24 protein-coding genes and 2 tRNA genes are annotated in these 25,465 nt (G+C 49.6%); 15 read left to right on the plus strand and 11 right to left on the minus strand.

Translation table 11 applies throughout. The features are described from left to right. Positions 1–43: 43 nt before the first annotated feature. From MLAB_RS04040 to MLAB_RS04050, 3 genes are all read right to left on the minus strand, one after another. A tRNA-Ser gene (locus MLAB_RS04040) sits at positions 44–127 on the minus strand. Between the two features lie 84 nt (positions 128–211). Then, positions 212–1,798: a thermosome subunit alpha gene (thsA, locus tag MLAB_RS04045; protein WP_011833143.1), complete on the minus strand. Its 1,587-nt coding sequence runs from the start codon at positions 1,796–1,798 to the stop codon at positions 212–214. 80 nt (positions 1,799–1,878) lie between these two features. Continuing rightward, positions 1,879–2,475 (minus strand): orotate phosphoribosyltransferase-like protein, encoded by a 597-nt coding sequence (locus tag MLAB_RS04050; protein WP_011833144.1) that lies wholly within the window; start codon positions 2,473–2,475, stop codon positions 1,879–1,881. Between the two features lie 164 nt (positions 2,476–2,639). Between MLAB_RS04050 and MLAB_RS04055 the strand changes: the two genes are divergently transcribed. After that, complete coding sequence (locus MLAB_RS04055) at positions 2,640–3,701, plus strand: MBL fold metallo-hydrolase (RefSeq protein ID WP_187146137.1); 1,062 nt, start codon at positions 2,640–2,642, stop codon at positions 3,699–3,701. An 8-nt stretch (positions 3,702–3,709) separates the two neighbouring features. Here the strand turns inward: MLAB_RS04055 and MLAB_RS04060 are convergent, their stop codons facing one another. After that, on the minus strand, positions 3,710–4,186 hold the full coding sequence (locus tag MLAB_RS04060) for an NOB1 family endonuclease (RefSeq protein ID WP_011833146.1): 477 nt from the start codon (positions 4,184–4,186) through the stop codon (positions 3,710–3,712). Further along, entirely contained in the window at positions 4,183–5,028 is an 846-nt protein-coding gene (locus MLAB_RS04065; protein WP_011833147.1) for a ribose-phosphate diphosphokinase, read from the minus strand. Before MLAB_RS04065 ends, MLAB_RS04060 begins: the two co-directional genes overlap by 4 nt. A 92-nt stretch (positions 5,029–5,120) precedes the next feature. Here MLAB_RS04065 and lonB point away from each other — a divergent pair, with 92 nt between their 5' ends. From lonB to MLAB_RS04100, 7 genes are all read left to right on the plus strand, one after another. Then, positions 5,121–7,142 (plus strand): ATP-dependent protease LonB, encoded by a 2,022-nt coding sequence (lonB, locus tag MLAB_RS04070; RefSeq protein ID WP_245525982.1) that lies wholly within the window; start codon positions 5,121–5,123, stop codon positions 7,140–7,142. Between the two features lie 174 nt (positions 7,143–7,316). Further along, complete coding sequence (locus MLAB_RS04075) at positions 7,317–7,895, plus strand: hypothetical protein (protein WP_011833149.1); 579 nt, start codon at positions 7,317–7,319, stop codon at positions 7,893–7,895. Between the two features lie 87 nt (positions 7,896–7,982). Beyond that, positions 7,983–9,320 carry a TldD/PmbA family protein gene (locus MLAB_RS04080; protein ID WP_011833150.1) on the plus strand — a complete coding sequence of 446 codons (1,338 nt, stop codon included), beginning with the start codon at positions 7,983–7,985 and terminating at the stop codon, positions 9,318–9,320. Continuing rightward, positions 9,313–10,605, plus strand: coding sequence for a TldD/PmbA family protein (locus tag MLAB_RS04085; RefSeq protein ID WP_011833151.1), 1,293 nt, complete (start codon positions 9,313–9,315; stop codon positions 10,603–10,605). The genes MLAB_RS04080 and MLAB_RS04085 overlap by 8 nt, the downstream gene beginning before the upstream one ends. Positions 10,606–10,655: 50 nt before the next feature. Beyond that, positions 10,656–11,516: an RAD55 family ATPase gene (locus MLAB_RS04090; protein ID WP_011833152.1), complete on the plus strand. Its 861-nt coding sequence runs from the start codon at positions 10,656–10,658 to the stop codon at positions 11,514–11,516. A gap of 1 nt (position 11,517) precedes the next feature. Continuing rightward, entirely contained in the window at positions 11,518–12,234 is a 717-nt protein-coding gene (locus MLAB_RS04095) for a KaiC domain-containing protein (protein WP_011833153.1), read from the plus strand. A gap of 72 nt (positions 12,235–12,306) precedes the next feature. Continuing rightward, complete coding sequence (locus tag MLAB_RS04100) at positions 12,307–13,053, plus strand: hypothetical protein (protein WP_048062015.1); 747 nt, start codon at positions 12,307–12,309, stop codon at positions 13,051–13,053. 7 nt (positions 13,054–13,060) lie between these two features. Here the strand turns inward: MLAB_RS04100 and MLAB_RS04105 are convergent, their stop codons facing one another. Further along, complete coding sequence (locus MLAB_RS04105) at positions 13,061–13,315, minus strand: hypothetical protein (RefSeq protein ID WP_011833155.1); 255 nt, start codon at positions 13,313–13,315, stop codon at positions 13,061–13,063. A 147-nt stretch (positions 13,316–13,462) separates the two neighbouring features. On the opposite strand from MLAB_RS04105, the gene MLAB_RS04110 reads away from it, so the two are divergent. Next, on the plus strand, positions 13,463–15,055 hold the full coding sequence (locus tag MLAB_RS04110) for a hypothetical protein (RefSeq protein WP_011833156.1): 1,593 nt from the start codon (positions 13,463–13,465) through the stop codon (positions 15,053–15,055). Between the two features lie 40 nt (positions 15,056–15,095). Here MLAB_RS04110 and glmM read toward each other — a convergent pair whose 3' ends face one another. The 3 genes from glmM to xerA form a co-directional block, all read right to left on the minus strand. Next, positions 15,096–16,472: a phosphoglucosamine mutase gene (gene glmM / locus MLAB_RS04115; protein WP_011833157.1), complete on the minus strand. Its 1,377-nt coding sequence runs from the start codon at positions 16,470–16,472 to the stop codon at positions 15,096–15,098. 73 nt (positions 16,473–16,545) lie between these two features. Continuing rightward, the gene (locus tag MLAB_RS04120; protein ID WP_011833158.1) at positions 16,546–17,151 is read right to left on the minus strand and encodes a DUF5806 family protein; all 606 of its coding nucleotides are present in this window, start codon (positions 17,149–17,151) and stop codon (positions 16,546–16,548) included. A 177-nt stretch (positions 17,152–17,328) separates the two neighbouring features. Continuing rightward, complete coding sequence (gene xerA, locus MLAB_RS04125) at positions 17,329–18,243, minus strand: site-specific tyrosine recombinase/integron integrase (protein WP_048062016.1); 915 nt, start codon at positions 18,241–18,243, stop codon at positions 17,329–17,331. 893 nt (positions 18,244–19,136) lie between these two features. Between xerA and MLAB_RS04130 the strand changes: the two genes are divergently transcribed. From MLAB_RS04130 to pyrI, 6 genes are all read left to right on the plus strand, one after another. Beyond that, the gene (locus MLAB_RS04130; RefSeq protein WP_011833160.1) at positions 19,137–20,216 is read left to right on the plus strand and encodes a GHMP family kinase ATP-binding protein; all 1,080 of its coding nucleotides are present in this window, start codon (positions 19,137–19,139) and stop codon (positions 20,214–20,216) included. A gap of 70 nt (positions 20,217–20,286) precedes the next feature. Beyond that, a complete protein-coding gene (locus MLAB_RS04135; protein WP_011833161.1) occupies positions 20,287–21,066 on the plus strand; it encodes a hypothetical protein in 780 nt (259 codons plus the stop codon). 204 nt (positions 21,067–21,270) lie between these two features. Then, positions 21,271–22,020 carry a hypothetical protein gene (locus MLAB_RS04140; RefSeq protein ID WP_011833162.1) on the plus strand — a complete coding sequence of 250 codons (750 nt, stop codon included), beginning with the start codon at positions 21,271–21,273 and terminating at the stop codon, positions 22,018–22,020. Positions 22,021–22,072: 52 nt separating this feature from the next. Further along, entirely contained in the window at positions 22,073–22,756 is a 684-nt protein-coding gene (locus MLAB_RS09820; RefSeq protein WP_048062017.1) for a hypothetical protein, read from the plus strand. Between the two features lie 70 nt (positions 22,757–22,826). Further along, positions 22,827–23,738, plus strand: coding sequence for an aspartate carbamoyltransferase (gene pyrB, locus MLAB_RS04150; RefSeq protein WP_011833164.1), 912 nt, complete (start codon positions 22,827–22,829; stop codon positions 23,736–23,738). After that, positions 23,738–24,205, plus strand: a complete 468-nt coding sequence (gene pyrI / locus MLAB_RS04155) for an aspartate carbamoyltransferase regulatory subunit (RefSeq protein WP_011833165.1) — start codon at positions 23,738–23,740, stop codon at positions 24,203–24,205. The genes pyrB and pyrI overlap by 1 nt, the downstream gene beginning before the upstream one ends. Here the strand turns inward: pyrI and MLAB_RS04160 are convergent. Next, entirely contained in the window at positions 24,196–25,335 is a 1,140-nt protein-coding gene (locus MLAB_RS04160; RefSeq protein ID WP_011833166.1) for a tRNA (guanine(10)-N(2))-dimethyltransferase, read from the minus strand. The genes pyrI and MLAB_RS04160 overlap by 10 nt on opposite strands. Positions 25,336–25,357: 22 nt before the next feature. Next, positions 25,358–25,432, minus strand: a tRNA-Arg gene (locus tag MLAB_RS04165). Positions 25,433–25,465 lie beyond the last annotated feature (33 nt).

Consider the following 25,465-nt stretch of genomic DNA (forward strand, 5'->3'; position numbering starts at 1 on the left):
ATCGATATCTCTGGTAATATAAGCTAAAATGAAAAATAAAGAACGCCGAGGGGGAGATTTGAACTCCCGAGGTGTCGCCACCAGTGGCTTTCGAGGCCACCGCCCTTCCGGACTAGACTACCTCGGCAGGTGTCTATACGATACGTTATGGTATGCGCGTAGTAAGCATACGTGTTTGAATGTAAAAAATATATGGGATTGGTGGCCGGATTTACATCTGGCCGGCGCCTTTGGAGATCATCATGTCATCAACGCGGATGAGAAGCATGGCGGTCTCCGAGGCACTCTGAATTGCCTGGCGTTTAACTCTCTTCGGTTCAACAACGCCGAGTTCCTTCATGTCGACAACGGTGCCGGTAAACACATCAAGACCTGCATACTTCTGGCCCATCGCGTGTGCCTGACGGAGATCGATGACTTTGTCAACGGTGTCGAAGCCGGAGTTTTCTGCAAGAGTCTTCGGGATGATCTCGAATGCTTTTGCATAGCCTTCGATGGCGAGCTGGACACGGCCGCCTTCGGTTGCTGCGTATTCCCTGAGTCTGAGGGACAGTTCGGTCTCAACAGAACCGCCGCCGATTGTGTAGGAACCATCTTCGACGACGTCCTGCACGACACGTTTTGCATCTTCGATCGCACGTTCGAGTTCATCGACAAGGTGCTGTGAGGAGCCGCGGAGAAGGATGGTCACTGCCTTCGGGTTTTTGCACTCGGAGAGTTTCGTCATCTCGAGATCTTCGAGCATCTCGAGTTTGCCTGCAGTTCCAATAGTTTCGGGGGCGAGGTCTTCGGGTTTGTTGATGACCTGACCGCCAAGTGCTTTTGCTGCATACTTCATATCTTTTTCCGGAACGAACTCAAGTGCATAGATGCCGTGTTCGCCAAGGTAATACTGTACCGGGTCGGCGATTCCTTTCTGGCAGAGGACGACATTTACGCCGTTCGCAGCAAACTTGTCTGCCATTGCCTTGAGGGTCGCACGTTCTGCAGAGGAAAATGCCGAGAGCTGTTCTGCTGAAGTGATCTTGATCTTGGATTTGGTCTGGGTCTTGGTGATCTCAAGCGGGCCGGCAATGAAGGCTGCTTTGACGCCTTTGATCTTTTTCGGCATCAGTGAGTCAAGTCTGGTTTTATCAATCAGGACACCTTTGATGAGTTCGGCACTCATCGTGTCGCTGCGTTTTGTCTTGACAAGGATGTCATCTTCATTGACCTGCGTCTTTTTCCCGGAGGTTTCTGCAACACCGGAAACTGCCTCGACAACAACATCGCATGCCTGATCCATGATGCTTTCGATGGATTTTCCGGTCATCGCGGTTTTGGCGATAAGTTTCAGCATGTTTTTGTCTTTCGGCGTGACGTCGATCGCAAGTTTTTCGAGGAGTTCGAGCGCCTTGAGCATACCAAGGTTGTATCCTTTTGCGATAACAGATGGGTGGACACCGCTGTCGATCAGGTGTTCTGCCTGCTCCATAAACGAACCGACCATCACAACTGCGGTCGTAGTGCCGTCGCCGCATTCATTGTCCTGGGTTTCAGCTACTTCGACGACAAGTTTTGCACCCGGGTGTTCAACATGGATCTGGTGCAGGATTGTTGCTCCGTCGTTGGTGATGACGATATCGTCGCTACCCTGGGTAACCATCATCTTGTCCATACCGCGGGGGCCAAGAGTTGTTCTCACTGTATTGCCAAGGACCTTTGCTGCCATGATATTGGAGCGGAGTGCTTCCTGTCCCGGAACGCGTTCTACGTTATTACGTAAAATGACGACCTGCTGACCTGAGTTGTTTGCCATAATCGTTATTCTCCTGTACTAATATGTTAAAAAAGTGGATTGGACTTCTATATAAATATGTTGTATTGGTTATTGACTCTTCAGTCGATACGTTTAATTGTAAACAGCGAGTAGACCGGAACGCCCTCTATTTCCTTGACACCGCGCTTATCAAAGATTACACAGATGCCAACCGGGGTGGCTTTGTGGCGGCGCAGATAATTTACGATCTCTGTAAGAGTGTTGCCGGTTGTGATGCAGTCGTCCACAATTAAACAGCGTTTTTGGGAGACTTTGCTGAAGTTTCCGGATATCGATCCGATTTTTCCTTCCGGATTGTGTTTTGAAGGATGGTATATGGCGAGATTGAGTCCGTCTTCTGCGGCGATCATCGTTGCGAGAGGTACACCCGATACGGATATTCCGATAACGGCGTCGACTCCCTCCTCCTCTTCGTTTGCTGCCTCAAAATGGGCCAGCATCATGGATGAGATTCCACCAAGGAGTGTGGTGTTCGAACTGACGTTCGTCCAGTCGATATGTACATCTTTCGGTGCCGCGATCCCGGCCTTTCCCTGCGTCAGAAGCCAGGTGACCGTATCGACCGAGAGGCTGAGTTCATCAGCGATCTGACCGGATGAGTGGCCTTCAGCATGAAGGTCTTTTGCTTTTGCCATGAGCTCTTCTAAGGAAGACATATGAGAAGTAATCGCTTTTTCCGCATATATGCTTTTGTGAAACTTCTGCTGAAAAGCAGGTTCTTCCGGCAGAAAAGATGGGAAACCTACTAAAAGTGAAAAGTTCAATCTTTCACATAGATATGTCGGCAAAATATGTGACTGAATCATTTCAGAAGAAAGTCATGCCATATCTCACCACGTTCAACGATGCTGAAAAAAAGCAGTTCTACCTTGATGCAGATGCGGCCGTACAGGAACTTGTTTCAATGGGGAAAGACCCCAAGCAGGTTCTCTGGGTCATGCAGAGTATAGGTCTGTACCTCTATGGAAATTCCGGGAAAAATTTCTATGTCGATTACCAGAAGATCGTTCTCTCGGACACCTGTGTTCTCTGGTCGATGCAGCCGCCCGGCGGAGGATGTATCCACCTTTTCCAGACTGAAGAAGGAAAACTGCTCATCGATGCCGGATACGGGGTCAATTATGCTGACTGGGTACAGACGCTCGGCGATTTTGGTCTCGGCGATTTTTCCGATGTAAAACATGTTCTCTGTACTCACGGGGATGCCGATCATGTTGGAATAACCGGATTGCTGCCCGTTCCGCCGTTTGTTCATCCGATCACGAAAGAGCTTCTGGAAAACGGCTCCCGCTCCTTTTCCTCCACGAATGATCTTCTGCTGTTGGAGCATGTCTATACAACTACGGTGAACACTTTTTCCCAACTGGCATACCCGAAAGAGTATATCCTTTCCAAAACCGAGCCGCTGAAGATGCGGGGGATCTTTCCGGTCATCGACATAATCACGTTTGCCGGACTTACCTTCGAGGTCTGGCAAAGTCTCGGCGGTCATCTTGCCGGTCAGCTCTTCTTCTACGAACCAACACAAGGTCTGCTCTTTACGAGCGATGCCATTCTGAACTTTGCCTCGCTCTCCCCCTGGCGTTTGATCTATGGGTCGATCCCGGATTACCTTATCAATTCCGTCAATATCAACAGTGAGATCGGACGAAAGGAAAGGACCGAACTAACGAGACTAGCTGTTGAGCTCGATGCCGAACTAAGGAAAAATGGGAAGTGTCTCAGATTATGCTGCGGTCACGGGGCAGTTTCAGTCATTGACGAGAAGGGAAACCTCAGCATACTCGATCCGGTGATCCATTATTCCAGAAGAAAATACACTGAGGGACTGCACAACCTTGCTGCTAAAATATCCTGGTTTATCAGAAGACGGCTGATCTGAAATATTCGTTACCGTCGTTTTCCTTTTTCCGTCCCGCGCCGGATCGGAGCAGAACCGCAGATAGGACAGTCTTCCTCATCTGCCGGAATCTCTGCTCCGCATCCCGAACATATTTTTTTCCAGACCTTTTTCTTGGCATTTCTCTGCAGAATACCTTTGGTTGATATTTTCAGATGCCGGCAGACATTTTGTACGGCAAAATCATCGGAAATCACCGTGCCATCCAGTGTCAGGCCGAGAGCGATGACCGAAATATCCGTATCTGAGAGAACTCTTGCATCCCCGCTTTTGAGTGCCGCGTTTGTCGCTGCAAATATGTGTTCCGCTTCCGGCTCGGTCGTTACGAGTCCTTTCTCCGTAAGGATCTCAAACCGCATCTTAGATGCCAGATCCTTAAGTTCGCTGACAACCTCGGGAGTGGTAAAAAGCTCTCCGTCAAGCGTATAATCGCCGAAAAAATAGGATGAATCCAGAATATATTTCATTTACGTATGGCGTCTGCTATGACACCCGATGCCGTGATCCTGCTTGAGGCACGCTCGATCGTGTCCGAGGATGCAATGTCGGCAAGGCCGGCCTGCATAAGTTTGATGTATCCGCCGGAAGCAAAAACGCCGTGAACACCCGCGGCCCGGACCGAGGTTGCCCCCTGTTCGAGCAGCATTCCGGCGGCCTTTGCCATCGAACCGCCCGTCGCGATGATATCATCCACGATGATACAGTCTCTTCCTTTTGCTTCCAGGTGTTTTGGGGCCATAGTAACTTCCGAACCCGAGAGCCGCGTCTTATCCAGATGATCACAGTCCCATTTTCCAACCGCCGCCACGCCTTTGGCAAACTCCCATGCACCCTCATCGGGAGAAAGGATCAGCGGATTGTCCAGAGCCATTGTGCCGATGTATGCTCCGATCTCCGGCGCAATCGTCAGATTCTTTGCAGGACAGCGGAAATGTCCGAGAATCGAGGTATCATGGATATTGATGGTAAAGACCCTGTCTGCGCCGGTCGAGAGTGCCCGTGCCATTGCCCGTGCTGAGATCGGCTCGCCGTCATTGAACTTCTTGTCCTGCCGTGCGTATCCCATATATGGCAGAACAAGCGTTGTCTCTTTTCCCTCGCATGCATCGAGCAGGAGAATTGCCTGCAGTGTGGACTCCGGATCGACCGTGCTTGCAATGATTATCATCTGGTCATCATCATCCATTATGCGTATGGACTGCTCACCATCCGGGAATGTAGTGTATTTTACTTCAGATAGATGACAGCCGAGCTTCTGCGCCGTGCGTGCCGCGAGAACCTGGCTTTTTTCGGTATAAACTACTTTCATGATAAGACTCTAACAACTATCTCTTACTGAAACTACTTAAAGCATAATCAAGTACAAATATTAGCATCTTTAATTGAGGTATGGAACACAATATGGAACATGAGAATAATCCGGGACAAAAAACAGAAGAAACTGTTATGGGGACAGTTTTGGATGTAAACCCGGCGCAAGTCACGGAAGAAATCCCGGCGCGGGATACTTCGCCCGTGAAAGAGGTGTATGCCTCTGACGGATATGATGCCGACCTTTTCGGCGGCGTTCGGTTTGACACCACGGCGGATCTCGTAATCCCCCCGTCCCTGATCGATCAGGTCATCGGTCAGGAACACGCAGTGGATGTTATCAGAAAAGCCGCCACTCAGCGCAGGCACGTCATGATGATCGGAAGTCCCGGTACCGGCAAGTCGATGCTTGCTAAGGCCATGTCCGAACTCCTCCCGAAAGAGGAAATGCAGGACATCCTGACGTACCCGAATCCTGAGGATAACAATAATCCGATCATCCGGGTGGTTCCTGCAGGAAGAGGAAAAGAGATCGTCGCGGCCCACAAAGAAGAGGCCCGCAAACGTGCCTCCTCGAAGAACACGATGCTTCTCATCCTCGTCATTGGTATTCTTGGGATCGCTCTGATTTCAGGCCAGCTTCTGATGGGTATCGTCGCCGTGGCCTTTATCTTCATGGCATTTCGTTCATTCATGCCCAAAGAAACTGCGATGGTTCCAAAACTCATCGTCTCCAACAAACCAGACTCGACCGCACCTTTCGTGGACGGGACCGGATCCCACGCCGGAGCACTGCTCGGAGACGTTCGCCACGACCCGTTCCAGTCGGGAGGTCTCGAGACCCCTGCCCACGACCGTGTAGAGGCCGGAGCAATTCACCGGGCACACAAGGGTGTTTTGTTCATTGATGAAATGAACACCCTTGAACTCTCTTCCCAACAGAGTCTGTTGACGGCACTTCAGGAAGGCGAGTTCCCGATCACCGGTCAGTCCGAGCGTTCATCTGGAGCCATGGTCAGAACCGAACCGGTTCCATGCCGGTTCCTGATGATCGCAGCAGGAAATCTCGATGCTGTCCAGCATATGCACCCTGCACTTAGGAGCCGTATTCGCGGATACGGATACGAGGTCTACATGAGCGAGACCATGAATGATACGCCTGAAAACCGGGCAAAGCTCGTCAGGTTCGTAGCTCAGGAAGTTAAAAACGATGGTAAGATCCCGCATTACGACCCATCGGCGGTATCCGAGATCCTTCGCGAGGCAAAACGCCGGTCCGGCAGAAAAGGCCACCTGACAGTGAAGCTGAGAGATCTCGGCGGTCTTGTCCGTGTCGCCGGTGATCTCGCCATTCAGGAAGGGTCCCCGGTCACATCGGTCCATCATGTTGTCTCGGCAAAACAGATCGCAAGATCCGTTGAGGATCAGATATCCGACGAGTACATCCGTCGGACCCGGGATTATGATCTGACGATCGTTTCCGGCAATCTTGTCGGAAGGGTGAACGGACTTGCCGTTGTCGGCAACGATGCAGGATCGGTCCTTCCGATCACAGCCGAGGTTACCCCCTCGCAGGGCGCAGGGATGGTTATTGCGACCGGTCTTTTGAAAGAAATCGCCCAGGAGTCAATCAAGAACGTGAGCGCCTTAATCAAGAAGTTCTCCGGAACTGACATCCGCAAAGTCGATATCCATGTCCAGTTCATTGGAACATACAATGGGGTAGAGGGAGATTCGGCATCCGTGACCGTCGCGACGGCGGTAATTAGTGCGCTTGAAGACATTCCGGTCCGGCAGGATGTGGCGATGACCGGATCCCTGTCGGTAAGAGGAGATGTTCTTCCGATCGGCGGTGTCACCTACAAGATCGAGGCAGCCGCAAAAGCCGGGATCCGCACGATCATTATCCCGCAGTCGAACCTTGCCGATGTTCTTATCGAAGAGCGGTATTCCGATATGGTTTCCATCATTCCGGTGACCAGAATCGAAGAAGTGCTCAGATATGCACTCGTTCCCGAGGACAAGGAGGCATTCGAACAGAAACTCCTCCAGATCGGCAAACATATGGATATCCCGAAAATGCCGATGCCCGCCGACAACGTTGCAGCGTGAACTCGCCCCTCCTCTTTTTTTATTACATTTGATGACGCCGTTTTGACAGCTTTTCATCCGGCTGCAAAAACATCCTGAGTTGCACCCTCGTTACGGCAGGATTACCTCATACTGCGTAAATAACCTAAGGTATATCTATCACCACGTCGTATTTTATTTCATTTGCGTGATGCTATGACGAAATATTTGTTCAACGAAGGCATTGTTTGGGAAGACCGCCGGAAGGGGTCGTATCTGGTTCCATATCTTATCTTCTTCATCATCTTTGCAGTGATCGCGGTACTGATCTGGATCACAGCACCACTCCTCGCTCTTCTTCCTGCGTTACTGCCGTATCTTCCGGTTTGGCTCATATCTCCCGATCTCCTGCTTCGTATTCTTGTTTCAGCAGTGTCCGGCGTTATTGCTCTGATCATTCTCATATCGGGACTGGTGGAACTCAACCGTCCGCGTCTGTATCTTACGCCCCGGAGAATCTGTCTGATGTCAGGCATTGGTTCATACAAGGAAGTGCGTTTCGACAAGATCGATGCGATCCAAATTAAAAAACATACCATCATCATATCCGCCGGAGGGACCAAAGTGATAAAGTTCGGTCCAATCCTTGATCCGTATGCGACCAGAAACGCTGTCGTCGGGCTTATCGGGTTTGAGATGAAACCTCCGGAGGATGAGACGATCGTTTTTGATAAGGCCGTTCCCATTCTCAGGGAAGAGGAAGATGTCTTCGATGCCGATGTCATAGATTCCTGATTTTTTTCTTTTTTTTACCAAACCGTTCCGCCTGAAATAGCAGAAGATATGTTATTCTTCAGAACCAAATAGTATTCTTGGAAAATCATGGAAAAAATACGATACTACGACATTCGGTATGTTCGGGGGACAGTTACATCCATCCAGACGGAAAACCGTGTGATCGAAAATGCCGGCTCTTCTTTTTATGGTAAAGCTCTCTTCAGGGTCTTAGGCGAAAATGGCTGGGGATACTACTGCGCTTCATCCATCGATATGGACGATAAAAAATCGAAAGATGCCTGCATCCAGAAAGCCGCAGCCTCGGCACGTCTTGCCGGCGTCCATACCGACATCGCCGATGTGCCGCTTGGATCCCCGCGTTCCTGGGTATGTTCTGCAAAGGAGCAGGCAGAAACTCCTCTTGAGGAGAAAGCCGCGCAGCTTCTTCTTCTCGAAGGATCCGCAAAAATACCGGAGATCTGCAGCACCTCGGCACGATACTCCGAACAGTATCAGGACGTCATCTTTGAAGACTGTAATGATTACTCGGCAACCTCTTCGGTCTGCCGCACGCTCTTCACCATCTCGGCGGTTGCAAACCGCGGAGCCGACATGCAGATGAACTACGAGCAGGAGGCGGTGGTTGGCCCCCTCTCGTTAAAAGAGTATATTCCCTACGGCGAGAAGTGTGCGAAACGCGCAGTTGAACTTCTGGACGCATCCGTCGTTTCCGGCGGACGCATGCCTGCCGTCCTGGATCCGGCGATCGGCGGCGTATTTGCTCACGAAGCGGTCGGTCATGCAAGCGAAGGAGACGCCGTAAGAGATGGCGTTTCCGTTCTTGCCGGCAAACTGGGTGAGCAGGTCGGCTCGTCTCTCGTCACCATCATCGATGATCCTTCCATGCACGGATACGGGTACGAACCCTTCGACGCTGAAGGTGTTGCCTGCGGACCGACAGAACTGATCAAAAACGGGGTCATGCACAAATATATGCATTCCCGCGAGACCCTGGCCGCCGTTGGTCTGGAGACCGGTGACGCGGGTCATGCCAGAGCCGAACCTGGAATGCAGCCTCTGGTTCGTATGAGTAATACCTACATCAAAGAAGGCGATGCCTCGTATGACGAGATCATCGCCGAATGCAGAAAAGGCGTTCTTCTGATCGGTTCAAGGGGTGGACAGGTCGATCCGGGCCGCGGGGCCTTCCAGTTCAATGCAAAGTATGGATATCTGATCGAAAATGGAGAAACTGGAAAAATGATTCGTGACGTCTCCCTCTCAGGGGATATTCTCTCGGTGCTGCACAACATCGCTTTGTGCGGCAAAGAACGGAAAATGTCTTCGGGAATGTGCGGCAAAGGTCAGTCGGTTCCGGTATCTGACGGAGCTCCCCATGTATATCTGACCGAGGCTTTAGTTGGAGGCGGCGGAAATGTCTGAGCTCGACATTGACCGGATTCTCTCCTACGGCGGGAAAAATGCCGATGAGGTGGAGGTGTTCATGCTCGATTACACCGACATTTCCCTTGAACAGCGGGAGATGGCCGTCTCTTCGGTTTTCGAACATGCTGGCAAATCCATCTATATCAGGGTAGTAAAGGATAACCGCATTGGAATATCCGGCACCTCCGATGCGACGCGTTGGAAGGACTGCTTTGACGTGGCTATGTCTTCGGCCAAACTTTCAGAACCGGTTCCCGGATGGACCGGTTTCCCGGCAAAATCCATGCTGCCGGACGGCCGCGATCCATTCGATCCAAAGATCTCTGTTATGCCGGATCTGGCTGCCGAATATCTGGAACGGATGAATGCCGGAGCCGCCAAACACCCCGAGGCACGCGTGGTCACCGGTGGTGTTTCCCTTTCGACAGGAACGGCGGTCATCGCCAACTCGAACGGTGTTCATTACACGCGTCAGATTTCCGGTATTTCTCTTGGGATGGATGCCATCTGCGAAAACTCGACCGGGTATGACTATGACTCAAGTCCGTTTTTAGACCGAATCAATCCGGAAAAGATTGGTGAAGAAACCACATTCTGGGCGACAGCCTCCCGAAACGGCGCGGATGTCGAGACAAAGAAATATGACGTCGTCTTCTCCGAACATGTGGTGGCATCGCTTATTCTCGATCTCTTTATCGAGGCCGTGAATGGAAAGAACGTTCTTTCCGGAAAATCGGTTTTTGCCGGCAAACTGGGTGAAGATGTTATGCACCCATCGGTCTCGATCTCGGACGTTCCCATGGATCCGGCCGGTTCTGCATGGAAGCGGTTCGACTCTGAAGGAACGGTAACCTCCGACCTTTCGATCGTTCAAAACGGCGTGCTCTCTGCATTTATGTACGATGTAAAAACCGCATCTCAGGCAAAAACGGTCTCGACGGGACATGCCCACCGTGCCGGAAACGGGGCGACCTATATCCACCCACACTGTCTTCGGATCGAAGCCCCCGTATCCGATGTCATGGACAAACCGTGTCTATTTGTTCGCGAGGTTATAGGAGCGCATACGGCAAACTCCCTCACCGGCGAATTTTCGGTTGAAGTGGCCAATGCATTCTTTGCCGAGTCCGGGAAATTTGTCCGTCCGGTGAAAAAAGCGATGATCTCAGGGAACGTCTTCGATATTCTCAGAAGCGGTGTGAACATCTCTTCTGAAACTAAGACGTTTGAAGGTGCAGTTGTTCCGAAGATGCGCATAGATAGTATGCAGGTAATTGGATAGAATAGGGGTTAATTATATCCCTATTCATGCAGATAGTATCAATCACATAAATGCCAGACGATCATACAATGATGCGTGTTCCGACGTACATCACCTCAGTCGATAAAATTCTTGGCGGCGGCGTTCCGATCGGGTCAACGATATTACTTATCACCGAGCCCGGTGCGGGAGGACCTGAATTCCTCTTCACCTCCTTGGTAAATTACTGCAGGGAGGTTAAAGGCGATCTCCCTTTGACGAAAAATTCCAATCGGCCTGATGCAATATATTATATTACACCAAAAACATCCCGGATTCAGTTTGTCAATATGATGAAGCAGCAGTTCAGTTTCCTGAATAATATTGATTTCGAAGGGGAACTGCTGGATAAATGTGTTTTTCATATGGATGTGGGTGATGTTTATTTTGCGAGATCCATCGTTCCGCTTTCCTGGTATTCACAGAAGACGCTTTCGGAGCATCTCATGGATCTGCCGCCGTACGATGATTACGGCGGTCTTGCCTATCTCGCAGGGATGGTGGAGACTGCCCCTGAGAATTCAATGGTGTATATCGATTCACTGACGCCGTATCTCCCGTACTTTAGCGATCAGGACAAATGGCGAAATCTGATCTTTCTGATATATGGTCTCTCCCGTGCGGCAAAAAAACGGAACATCACGTTCATAATATTACTGACTGCTGGGATTCTCCCTGCGAGCAAGGAAATATCCCTCGGCAATTCATTTGATGCGATCATTCGTCTCGTGTGGCAGAAAAGTCAGGAATCAATGTCAAGGCAGCGGCAGATGTACATCGAAAAGTTTGCCAGCGTTCTTCCTCTTCTTTCATCAAGGGATATTGCCACCTATAACGTTTCGATAGCCCCGGAAACCGGTTTTGAGATATCCAATCTCAGGAGAGTGGCATAAAATGGATTACGAACCGCAGTCAAAAGTAATGATTCCATCAGGCATCCCCGGACTGGATGACATGATCGGCGGAGGTTTCATCAAGGGATCGGTTTTCGTCCTGATCGGCGAGACCGGTACCGGCAGAACGATGTTCTCTCTGCAGTATTTATATCAGGGCCTTCTTAACGGCGAGAAAGTGATGTACATCAGTCTGTTCAATCCGGTGGAACAGCTGACGGGAAACTTCCTCTCGATGTATCCCGAGATGCGGGATCGGATCAACAAGGATATCTATATTGTACAGCTGCCTCCGGAAATTTTTCTGACCTTCTCCTCGCGTCTCGGTAACAATGTTGCGATCATGATTCAGGAGCTCGGAGTGAGCCGTGTTGTCGTGAATCCGTTCTCTGTTCTTGAGGAGACGCTGGTCACTTCGACAGGATTTCGATCAACCGATCTAAACATGGTGTATTCGTCTCTGCGTTCGACCGGGGCAACAACAATCCTGCATGTCAATTCAGGTCAGACGAATGTTTTCGCCAGCAAATTCGGTTTTTCCGAGGTATTTGCCGACGGGGTCGCATGTATGTTCAGAGAGTTCCCGGATAACGATCATATGAGACCATACCGCATGCCGTTTGTTCTTTTGAAATCCCGCGGTCTTATAACGAAAACGGCGAAACTTATCAAGTATGACGAGTCCGGGCTGTTTACACTGCACTCGCCGATAAAATAAAACACTCCTTATTTTAGCCGCATGCCGTCAGAAATATCTTATTAATACATTAGAAACAATCTAATATCACGTATGGTTCAGCAGAAGGGCGGGTCCGAACAAACAAGATTGAATGATCCGTTTCGGAGAAAAAGAAGGAGAAAGGAAGGTTTTTTTACACCGCCGGTTCTTCTGCTTCTAACTGCAGTTTTTGTTGCTCTTATAGGGGTTTTGCTGATAATGACGAGTACGACCGGTTTTTTCCCGCAGCAATACCCGATGCCAAGCACACTTAATATTACACCCGTCCCATCTCCAACAATTTCTATTCAGATACCGAAAAACGTCACTCCGTGTTCAGCTGTAGGACAGATATGTGATATCAGTGATCCGTCATTTGTATTCCAGCCGGAAGTTATCGACACAGTTCTTGGAAATGCAACGCTTCTCTACTTCAATCATATATCGTATCCGTATTACTCAACGTATGGAAACACAACTCTCAAAGCAGTAAATGTCTACCCTGTAACCGATCTGATCATTGATTATAATGTTCCAAACGTCACGGTCAAAAAAGTGATTGTTGACAAACGGATCATTACAAACGGGGTTTTGACGGATACGACCTACAAAACGGTGTATGTGACCTATCCCGATCCGGAAGCCAGATTCGAGATCAAGGTCTACAATGCGTTTGGGGATCTGGTGGCCGTTGAAGGATTTGCCGGTCAGTATGATACCGGCATGACGGATGTTATAACTTTCTTAACCCAAGGAAACTACACAATCGAGATGACGGGAAAGCGGATCGAGTTCAATGTTTCCATCATCGAAAAATAAGGTTTGTTCAAATCACGATTCCAAAGAATGAAAGGATGATAAGCAGGGCAGCTCCGAGAATACCTCCGACCGCACATACGATCACTTGTGCGACCGAAAGATCTCCGATCGGTGCAAGATTCAGCCAGGAAACGATAAAGAGGATAATGACACCGCATACTGCATTGATCAGGAGTTTTAGTCCGTTTCTCAGAATGAAAAACAGTATTGCGCAGATCACGACCGCAATAATGATCATAATGACTGTTGCAAAAATATCCATGTAAGTAGATTCAACTGACCAGAATATAAAGGATTTGGCTGGATTTGCTTTATCACGCCCGGAAGGTATAATTATAGCATCAGTATAAGTATCATTTATTCTCTCTCGAGGTGTCTTATCCTGAAAGCCAACTATCTTCTTTTGATTTTGATTCTGACGGCAGCCCTGTTTATCCTTCCTGCAGCCGGCACCGTGTCGCTGAATATCCTTCAGCCTTCTATCGATGAAACCTATTTTGCCGAGATGCGTGATCTGTATGTGTACGGCAGCTTTGCAAATACCGGCGATCCGGCTGATGTCCGCGTGCGGGTCTACAACCCGGAAGGTGAGGTTATACGAACACTGCAGAGCCATGTTGATATGACGGGTGAAACCCCGTCGTCTTCGGTCGATATGAGTCTGGTTCCGGAGAACCTGCAGTGGGGTGATATTTTGGCTGTTGAGGGCATCACCGACCCATATGGGTCTGCAAACGGAGGTAATAAGGTCCTAGTAAGTAAAAAGTGGGGTTACTATCTTGCTTTTGTTCAGGGGGGCGTAACCAAGAATTATTCCGGCATGTACGGTGAAGCTGATGAGGACGGGAACGTGTTCCCGTACACCGAGGATTTCACCTCAGGGATTTATCGAATCGTTGTCGATGTTCTGGATAAAAACGGACATAATATCCGATTTATCGATGGAAATGGGGAGTCGGTCGACTCAATCGAACTTCCGGTCTCGTTTGGGCTGACGCATGCCTCACTTGGCATGTTCCGGCCGGATGAAAATCGTGAGAATGTGATCAGCTATGCACGGCAGAATGATCTGCGGTCATATATTGACTGGTTCCCCGGGTACTTTCAGATCTCCGGTGGTTTGGCTGGGTATCAGATACCTGCCGTGTGGCAGCCGAACAATGGTATCGAGGTAGTTAACTCTCTTGAAGGAACGATTTATGACACGCCGGAGTATGCAGAAAACACTCTGCTGATGTACAATCTCGGCAGTTCAAGTACCACTGTTCAGCTGGAGCTCGCCCAGATCCTTCGCGCCGGGTTGGAGGACAGCGAAAAAACGACGTACACGTATTATGACACCGGAGAAATCTCGTACACATGGATAGATGCGGATGACGGGATGTCGAAGACGCTTTCCGGGGAGATCACGACATATCCGGATATGGCCGAGCCGGATTTCCGTGTGATCTATACACATGCAGACAGTTCAGAGGATCCAATCCCGCAAAACACCATATCACTTCTACCGAATCTGACGAAATCGGTTGATACCTCGCCATATGAGGTCACCGTGACAAGAGGCGAGTATTTGGCTCTCTACGGACTGACCAGGCCTATTGCAACGACATTGTCTGATGCGGGGACACCTTACCGATATAACGTTGATGACCAAATTATGGGGTTCACCTATACATGCGGTGATGCTGAATATACCTTTGAAGGCCTGTTGAACCGAGTGTTTGTGAATCCTGATGGTTCACTCTATGCGGCGGTGAATACGAACTATGAGTTCGGTCATGTGTTCACAGCAGAAGATACAGCAAATATGCCCATTGGAACGAATGTCTATGAGGTGAAAGGGTATGATGCGAACGGCACATATGTGGAGAATACAAGTCTGAATATCACGATCACGGTTGTGCCGGAAACGTTCACCCCAACGGGTTTTATCCTGCCGCTTTCCATTCTTCTAGCAGGAATTACAATGGGAGCAGCGGTAATCACTATCCGAAAATTATAGGCCATCCCTCTTTTTCATCAGGATGTCCGGATAAAAAAAGTTATTCGAGATAGGGTTTTATCTCGGCAAAAATTTCATCGAGCAGGGTTTTCGCTTCTGCCGGATCCTGTGACTCGGCAAAGACCCTGACCAGCGGTTCCGTTCCGGATGGTCTGATCAAGGCCCATGCCCCGCCGCGTGTTATCCGCATCCCATCACGGTCGTCGATCGGGCAGTCCGCAAAATAGGTTTTCATATGGATTACGATCTCTTTTGCCTGTGCGGTTTTTCGTTTTTCCTGATACATGGTGAATGACGGAAGTTCTGCGATGAGTTTTGAAAGCGGCTCGGTCTTTCCGGCAACAAATCCGAGCATCGTTGCAGCGCTCATTCCGCCGTCTCTGCAGAACTGGTGCTTTGGATAAATGATCCCGCCGTTTCCTTCCCCGCCGATGACGACATTTTCTCCGTTTGCGATGAGTTCGCGCATGGTCCGTGCCACGTAGATGCTCCCGACAACCGTGTAGGTGGTCGTGCAGTTGTATTTTTTCCCGACTTCTTCGACGATGCCGGATGTGCTGACCGGAGTTACGATCGTACCTCCTGGGTTTTTCTCGCAGAAGTAGGAGGCGAGCAGGGCAAACGTGATGTTTCCGTCCATGAAAGTCCCGTTTTCATCAACGAAGATCGCCCGATCCGCATCCCCGTCGTGCGCCACTCCGAATGCTGCGCCGGTTGCCTGGACCAGGGCTGAGAGATTTGCAAGTCCTTCAGGACTCGGTTCGGGAAGTCTGCCCGGGAAGAGTCCGTTGAACTCGGCATTGATGGTGTGAACATTACATCCAAGTCTGCGCAGGATTTCGGGGGTCGTAGCGGCTGCCGGACCGTTTCCCGGATCGACAACGACCGTTATCCCTTTGCCGCAGTCTTTTGGGAACTGTGCGACGATTGAATCGATATAGAGTTTACGTGCCTCTGGTTCTTCCGTGCATTCACCGACTTTGTCCCAGGCGGAGACGACCGAGCCGTTTTGGATCATGAGCTCTTCGAGTTCGAGTGTTCGTTCGTCTCCCATCTCGGTTCCGTCAGCTTCGATGATTTTTATGCCGTTGTACTCGGGCGGGTTGTGGGATGCGGTGATCATGACACCGCCGTCAAGTTTGTGATCAAGAACGAGGTACTGGAGGCCCGGTGTCGGGATCACATCGAAGTCGACAACGTCGCATCCGCATGCCATAAGCCCTGAGCGGACCGCAGAACTCAGCGCAGGTCCCGAGGTTCTGGTGTCGCGGCCGACCCCCACCTTTTTGCCTTCGCCGAGCATTGTTCCGAATGCCTCGGCGACACTGAGAGCAAATACCGGGGTCATATCGACTCCGGTCACTCCGCGGACACCGTTTGTACCAAAGTATTTCTTCTCGCGTTTTTCGAATGCCATATTTACAACCGTCTGTGTAAGAGTATGGGCGGTTTATAATTATAAGGGTTGAGAAAAAGAGGCGGGTTAGATATTATAGTGCGTCTTCGTCTTCATCTTCCTCGTCATCGCTTTCGGATTCGCCGCGTCTGCTGCTTAAAAGCACGTTTGCGGATTCGCCGAGTTTACGCATGATCTCGCTGATCTTGTCTTCGATGTCGATCTCATCATCGATTTCCAGGGATGTTCCTTCGATCTCCAGCAGGAATCTGGCGACTTCGCTTGATTCGAAGAGGATGTCATCGAGTTCATCGAGTGTGAAAAACCCGCACATCGCTCCGTAGAAGAAGGTCGCTCCTGATTTTCTGACCTTTCTTTTGAACGAGTTGCGTGCCTGATTGACGGCCTGGGGGCTGTATGTTTCTTCCATAAACGGACAGAGTTCGGGAAGGTGTTCTCCGATGAACGTCATCTCTGCGCCGTACGGTGTTTTGAAGTCGGAACAGAGGCGTGCGATCGCCCATTCCCGGGCGGTTATATAGGTTCTTTTTCTGAGGAAGACGTTGACTTTTCGATAGGTGGCTCCGTCAACTTTTTTGAATTTCTGATACTTGTTTATCTCTTCGCTGCGGTCTTCCTCGGCAAAGCGGTCGTTTTGCACCAAAGGAGTGTCTTCAATGAGATGTTCGTATTCGTCCATTGCTGTTATCAGAATATAGGGGTTCTAAGTATATTTTAGGGTTTGCCGGTTTGGAAATGCAGGTCATTTTTCATATCGCATCATATGGTTTATTTCATGTGTTGATAAGGTGCATTCGCGTGGAAATGTGGTGTCCAGTTGGGTAATTCACAATACGTATTCAAAAAAAAGAGAGGATTATTCGCCGTTTGCCAGCGGGAAGTAGCTGCGGTACGCCTTTCTACGCTCGTCGATGTCGGTATGGATGTAGATTTCTGTTGTCTGGATGGAGTTGTGTCCGAGATTTTCCTGGACTACACGGAGATTGTGCGAACGTTTGTAGAGTTCGCTGGCATAACTATGCCGGATTTTATGGGGAGTAATTCCCGGAGGTGCGTAGATGTTGAAAATATGCTGAACGGTTCTGGGGGAGATGGCGTTCCCGTTTCGTCCTTCGAAAACCGGGCCGCTTTTTTTGCCGTTCAGATGCTCGCGGATTTTGTTCAGCGTGTCTGAATCGCAAAATACGATGCGGATCTTTCCACCTTTTCCCCTAACGCGAATCGTTTCTTCTTCGAAGTCGATGTGTTCTGCAAGAAGCCCGCATATCTCGGAGATACGCATTCCGGTGGCGTAGATCGTTCGGATGAGAAGGGCATTTCTCGGATTTTCTATCGAGTTGATGAACGCCACCACTTCATTGTGCTTTAGGTATTTGAGTTCCCGGTCCTTGATTTTCGGTCGGTCTACTTTGGTCATGGGATTTGCTTCTGTGATGTCCTGATTGATCAGATATCCGTAAAATGAGCTGAGAGCAGAGTCGTATTGGCGCAGACTCGCCGGGCTTAACTGCCGTTCATTTCGTAGAAGGGTAAAAAAATCCCCGATTTCATAGGAGTTCGTGTCGATTTCAGCTCCCATGCCGAAATTATTCAGCTCTTCGCTGGATGTCGGCACGCTTCCGTCGTTTTCTTTCAGGTAGGTTTCGTATGTTGCAAAAAGTTTCAGGATCCTCCCGTATGCCTCGATGGTATTTTCTGCATAATTCTTCGTCTGCAGATTGCTGAGGTATCTCGGAATCCAGATGCTGAAGGTTCGTTTTGGGGGTGCCATTTCCGTCTGATTACTTCTTGGTTCTTGGTGTAGATAATGATTGCGCATAATAGACATTATGCGCAATATTTTGATTGTTTTTCGAATCAAAAATAAGCTCAAAATGAGTTTTATTTTAAAAACAAATGGATTTAAACGGTTTTTAGATTTTTGATGGAAATCGGCATAATTCCTAAGGTCCGTCCGGGTCGTTTTTTCTCGTCCTGCTGCTTTAGGGAAATAACGGGGTTTTGAGAGGTTGTGATGCTTTGAACGATGGATCATATTGCTGGGGTCTCGAAAGGGCTGTAAAACGAAGATATGAAAGAGCAATTTTTCGCGATCCGGAAATTTTTCTGCAGCAGGGGGGGTGATAGTTTTTCCTTCCTCCTTGTTTAGTTTGAAAAACGAGATCTTCGATGGTTTGAGTGGAAATGAACGAGGGGTGAATCCCTCTTCAATAATTTAGAATGTCGGGAGATTGGAAGTTCTCTTCAAATATGGGGCAGATTCAAACAATTGATCAAAAACTATGAAATTGCTCAACGTCTGATTATAATCTGATTTTCATCGATCGGGTGAAGTATGTGTCCCAATAGGTTTCCACTTGATTCTTCGAAGAGCAAAAAACTGTATGAAATCCGTCATTATGGGGTGCTGTCGATGATTCGGGTTTTTTTTCCATACCCTCATGTGGTTTTTCCTTTGTGGATTGGTCTGTATTCTGCCGATGTCGGGGCAACTGTGTAATTTTTTTGTTTTTTCTCGTAAGTTCCACTGGAACAATCCTTGTGGGGTTACCTAATAAACCATATGATGCTATATCGCCTCGTGTTTTCAAACAACTCCTCTTCTGCTCATCTCGTGCATGAAAACCATTATTATCTCTCCCGCATCATCTAACGAAGAACATCATGGCAATCCTGAAAATAAGGGGAGGGGATCTCGACCTCGTCGAGTATGACTTCACCTCCTTTCGTCCCGGAGAACACATTTACACAGACATTCCTGTCGTAAAAGCTCCAATTCCGCAAAAAGGATCATTCAATGTCACCGTACCATCGCGTATCCACCTTTCTGTTCTGGATATGAACCGTTTCTCTCCGGGCATGCCTGGAGGGGGGGGACTCGGATTCGCTTTACAGATCTACAGCAATGCGACCGTGTCCTGTACGTCTGGAGACAACGTCATTGACTCCCCGCGTATTCTTTTGATCGAGCATCTGGTTGCCGCATTCAAAGCGGTTACCGGCTATGCTGGAGGCTTCATCATCCAGACTCAGGATCACGGCAAAGAACACGTAGGTCTCGGCTCCACCTGTACAATTGCTTCGGCGGTCGTTGCTGCAATGAATGAAGCAACGGGATGCCCGCTAACTAATGATACCATCCGCCGACTTATCGGCCACAACTATGTTGAAGAGACCAATGAGCCGGGAATGATCGCATTCGGCTTTGAAACGGGTGTCGGTGCGGCAACATCGATATACGGCGGCATGAACATCCTCGGCGATCAGCTGACTCATGTATACCAGCACCCGTTCGCTGAAGACAAAAACGTCTTCATCATCACGCCGAACATTCATGCCGAGGACGACAATGCGGGTCTGGAAGAGTTCTCTCTTCTCATGAACCGGGCACGGACCCTTGACTACCGTGATCGGGAACTCAAAGCCTACATGATTATGATGGATATGATCCCCGCGATCGAAAAAGGCGATCTTATCAAAATGGGAGATATCATGTGGGAGATCGAGTTCCGCGGTTCGAAACGTGCCGAGGTCCAGCATCACACATTTATTATATATCAGCACATGAATGCCCTCAGGCAGGCCGGACTCGAGTTCGTGGCAATGAGTTCGGTCGGTCCCTCGATCTGTGTGGTCACCGCAAAAACCGAGCAGGAGATGAAACCGATCCTTGATTCTCTCGGCCTGGAGATCTCCGTCAGCACGAAAGTCGACAACACCGGGATGAAAATCACGCAAAATTAACTACAACCTGACGCCTGAATAATACCACAGAGAAAAGTATTAACCTTCATCTCTTCCAAGAATAGAATGTATGAATGTTAAACTTCTTGGAGGTGTGTTTGCCGTCTTAGTAGTCTGCGTGTGTGTCGCAGGCTGCATCGGGACCCAGACCCCGCCAGCGGAAACTGCTCCGGATGCCCTGGTAGGTACCTGGGTAGGCGTAGAAAGTGGTCTGCTCGTTTCCTATGATCTGACTCTTGTGTGTAATGAAGACGGTACGGCAAAACTTACCGGAAGTTTCAGTGGTGGAGGCTTGAGCAAAACCCTGAATGCAAACCTTAAATGGGAGTATGTATCGGGCAACCAGTATGTTGGAAAGAGCGGTGATAATTCACTTGCGATTTATCTGACTGGGGATACCCTTACCATTACGGTGAACCCGAAGAAGATGGGTATTGCAGACTTCGATATTGATTACGATGTCCACATGACCCGTTCGAGCGGTGCTGTTTCGACAGCAACTCCAACGACTACGGCCACGGTAGCTCCAACCACCACGACCCCCGATGCGGTTGTTGGAAGTTGGAAAGGTTCTGAAAATGGTGTTGTTTCCTACGAGCTCACCATGGTCTACACGGCAGACGGAAATGGTGTGATCACCGGTACCTTTGATGTAATGGGACAGAAAAAGTCCTTTACCAAAGATGTGACCTGGGAGTATCTGAACGAAAACAAGTATCAGGCAAACTACGGCTCTGAAACGCTGCCTCTGCAGCTCATCGGTACGGAACTTGTTGTAACGCTTGTCCCGTCCAAGCTCGGCATCGAGGGAATGGACAACCCGCTCTCGATTCCGACGAGCAAAATATAACCCAATCTTTTTTCACATTCTTTTCCTCAAACATTGAGTCCGGTGATCGTGAGACAGGTATCTGCGTTGCTGTCTTGATGATATCCGTCAACACGAAATGGAGTAATGCCGGGATCTGTAGCATCATAAAATAACTGCCGCAATGTTTTTGACTCATGTTACCGAGAAAAGTATTAACCCCCATCTCTTCCAAAAATAACTCCTATGAATAGTAAACTGCTTTTTGGAATGCTTATCACGCTCATTGTCTGCATAAGTGCTGCAGGTTGTACTGCAGCGCCCAACGATCCAGCCCCGTATGAATTAGCCGGCACCTGGGTGAGCGTAGATGGTGGTTCGCCTGTAATCTCTGATCTGACTCTTGTATGTTATGACAATGGTACGGCAAAATTAATCGGAAGTATCAGCGGCGGAGGCATGAGCAAAACCCTGAATGCAAACCTTAAATGGGAGTATGTGTCAGGCAACCAGTATGTTGGAAAGAGTGGTGACAATTCACTTCCGATTTCACTGTCAGGAAATACCATTAAAATTACGGTAAACCCGAAAAAGCTGGGTATTGCCGACATTGATATCGATTATGAGCTCTCCATGAATCGTTTAGCTTCTTCTCCCGATGCACTTGTCGGACTCTGGAATGGTACAATAGAGGGTACTGTCTCAAATGAAGTTATGATCGACTTTCTGAAAGATGGAACCGGCTCTATCAGCGTGATTTATTATCTTGACGGCATTGAAAAGCAGGAAAAAAAGGATATGGCGTGGGAGTATGTTGATGGAAACAAGTATCAGGCAACGTATGATTCCAATACTGTGTCCCTCGAATTGTTTGGCGACGTGCTGACGATCAGTCTGATCCCATCAGAGTTTATTCCAGGAACATCAAATAGTCCGGTCACTGTCTTAACCAAATCGTTTATTCTCCCTACTCCATATATTGAATCTCCCGTCTGAAGGAAATATCACCCAAACTTTTTTTCGTCTCTGAGCCTAGAGAAAAGTATCAATGGGAAAAGTTCTGACGATCGTGCTCTGCCTCCTCTGTATTGCCGCCGGAGCAGCAGTAGGGATGAATTATGATCGTATTTCCCCGTATCTACCTTCATTCCTGCAGGATCTTACCGGATCGGATGACCCTTCTTCCCCCACGCCTGTGCCAACTTCCACACAAACAATACCGCCCACGCCCACACCAACGAAAACACCCAGTACATCAACTCCAACCCCTACACCGACCAAAACTGCGGCTCCTACTCTTACTTCAACTCCTACAAAAACCCCTACACCAACGGTCTCACCAACGCCTACCAGTACCCCGACTCCGGTCGTAACACCCGTTCCCCTGCCGGAAGGAACGAAAGAGATCGTCGGCACCTGGGTCGGTTCCAAGACCATCAACCTGTTCATTCTTAAAGCATCCGCCGACTTCCAGGTTGTCTTCAACGCCGACAATACCGCTCATCTGACCGGAACGCTGGATGCGCCCGGTTACGATAATGTCCCCATTGCCAAATCCTTCACCTGGTCCTACCTTGGAAACGGCAGATACCGCGGAACCTATGGTGACAAATCGATCATTTTTGAGATTGAGGGGGATCTCATGACCATGACCGTAAACCCGTATGATCTTGGCCTTACCGAGAATAAGTTTCTTGATATGAACATCGATGTCGAGCTCCGAAAAGTGTAAATCATTTTTCCGCGGGTTATTTATTCCGTGCAGTTCATATATTGAACACTGAAATTCTCGGGCACCATTCATGACACACGAACAAAAAAATATCCTCTCTGTACGGGATATGGAACGTGAAGAAATCGACAAACTTCTCTGTTCCGCTGCCGCATTTGATCGTGGAAATTATACCGGCCGCGAACTGGAAGGCAAAATCCTGGCCGTCCTCTTTTTCGAACCAAGCACCCGGACCCGCATGTCCTTCTCCGCTGCGATGATGCGTCTTGGGGGCAAAATTCTGAATCTCGGCTCGGTTGAAGCTACCTCCATCACTAAAGGTGAGACTCTTTCCGACACGATCCGCGTCATTTCCGGATACTGCGATGCGATCGTTCTGCGCCACCCCAAAGAGGGTGCCGCCCGTCTTGCAAGCGAGGTCGCTTCCGTTCCCGTCATCAACGGCGGGGACGGAGCAGGTCAGCATCCCTCCCAGACATTACTCGATCTCTTTACCATTCGCGAGTCGATGCGGATCGAAAACATCGACGTCGGACTCCAGGGCGATCTTCGGTATGGCCGGACCGTCCACTCTCTTGCTTTCGCCCTGGCCAAATACAATAATGTGCGGCTCCATACGATCGCTCCCGACGGACTCGATTTTCCCAGATATATTAAAGAGGATCTTCGCGATATCGGCGTCGAACTTATCGCCCATGACCATATCGAGCAGGCACTTCCCGAACTCGATGTCCTGTATGTGACCCGTCTTCAGCGGGAACGTTTCCCCGACCCGGTTGCTTTTGCAAACTATGCCTCCACCTACCGGATCACGCCCGAACTTCTGGAATGTGCCAAACCCGGCATGATCGTGCTCCATCCCCTCCCCCGTGTGGACGAGATCGATCCGGCGGTCGATTCCCTTCCATGTGCCAAATACTTCGAACAGGCGCACAACGGAGTGCCGATTAGAATGGCGATGCTGAACGAGGTGATCAACTAATGGTCAGGGCAATATCCGACGGAATCGTGATTTCGCCGATCAAAAATGGTACGGTCATCGACCACATCACTCCGGGCGAGGGGCTTACCGTTCTTCGCATCCTTGGAATTCGCGACGGAACAAATGTTACGGTCATCGTAGCGTCCAATGTCCCAAGTTCCCGCGGGGGCAGAAAAGACATGGTCAAGATCGAGAACCGCGAACTCTTAAAAGACGAAGTGGATAAGATCGCTCTTGTCGCTCCCGACGCAACGATCAGTATCATCAGAAACTTCAAAGTCTCGGTCAAAAAACCCGTCGAGGTCCCAAAGCAGATCATCGGCGTGATCAAATGCCCGAATCCGAACTGTATTACCAATACCAAAGAGCCGGTCCAGAGCAGATTCGTAGTACACCCGCGGGGATTCCGCTGTCAGTACTGTGATTCCCTCATCTCCTGCGAGATGGACATCGGCGACTACATCTGAAGATTTTTGGCATTCCAGAGACGGATCTTCTCCTCGATAAGAGGCAGAGGAGCCGTCGTTTTTATCCCGGTATCGCAGAAATGGGTTCGGGTCGTATAATACCCGGCCTCATTCAGGCTTGCGATCAGCTCTTCCATATTGGGCGGCGAGACCTTCATGTTCCGGGAAATGATGTGATAATCGTAATACGTGCAGGTCTCGGGTTCTGCGAGCAGAAACGTCAGCATTTTTTCCATCTGCCGTTTGGTTCCAAACTGCAGCTCTGCGAGGGCGGTCTGCATTTCGGCAAGGATCTCCTTTTCCTGCAGAGGTCCCATCCACAAGGGCCCAACAGGTACGGTCTCGACGCCGCAGTGGGGACAGATATGCATTTTCGGGTAGAGAGAGCCTTTCTGTTCTTCCCGGTAGAGACACTTTGGGCACTGCATGACAAAACCGATCTGTGCAAGTGTTTCGTCGGCGGCCGTGACTTTGCCTAAAACCCTGACATGCGAGCGGAAGTAGTGGGACTTCGCATAACTCAGGATCGGCTTCATGCCGCGGTCGTATTTCACGAGTTCCCGGGCCATCGTCCCCATCATCATCCGAAGGCCCACTTCTGCGTGATACTCTGTGTTTCTCGGCGTCGCAAAATATCTGCGGCACCCGGCTTTGAAATGAGCTCCGCAGAGAGGGGCCGTATCCGTCGCCGTGACAAAAAGATAATGTTTTGCGGCCCTGGACGCGGCATCGAGAAAAGGAACAGGCGTTCCGAACGGATCGAGGTCGATCGAATCGAACCGGGACGTGCACATCAGCCGGTTCGCATCATCGCAGGTCACACTGATATCGCCGCCGAGCTTCTCTGCATTGTATTTGATGATTTTGACCGCCTGCTCGTCCCGGTCATTGATCGTGACCGGAATCTTTGCCTCGTTGGCGATCCTAAGTCCGCGGACTCCCGTCGCCGCCATCGCGTCCAGATAATCCTCCGGCTGAACGATTTTTGTTAAGAGCACCGTCATATCACGGTTGAACTCCATTTTGGTATTGTAAAAAACCGGCGCCGACCCTGGTGGAAACTGCGTAGTTTCATCCTGCACCGGAGCGGTAAACGTAGTGCTCCCTTCCGTGATCTCCCTGCATTCCATGATTGAACCCCAAAAATGTAAACGGGCATGTAGGGATTCGAACCCTAGATCTTCAGCTTAGGAGGCTGATGCCATATCCTGGCTTGGCTACATGTCCTGATTCCAATACATATGTGCGGCACGGGGGGAT

The sequence above is a fragment of the Methanocorpusculum labreanum Z genome (assembly GCF_000015765.1).
Lineage (GTDB): Archaea > Halobacteriota > Methanomicrobia > Methanomicrobiales > Methanocorpusculaceae > Methanocorpusculum > Methanocorpusculum labreanum.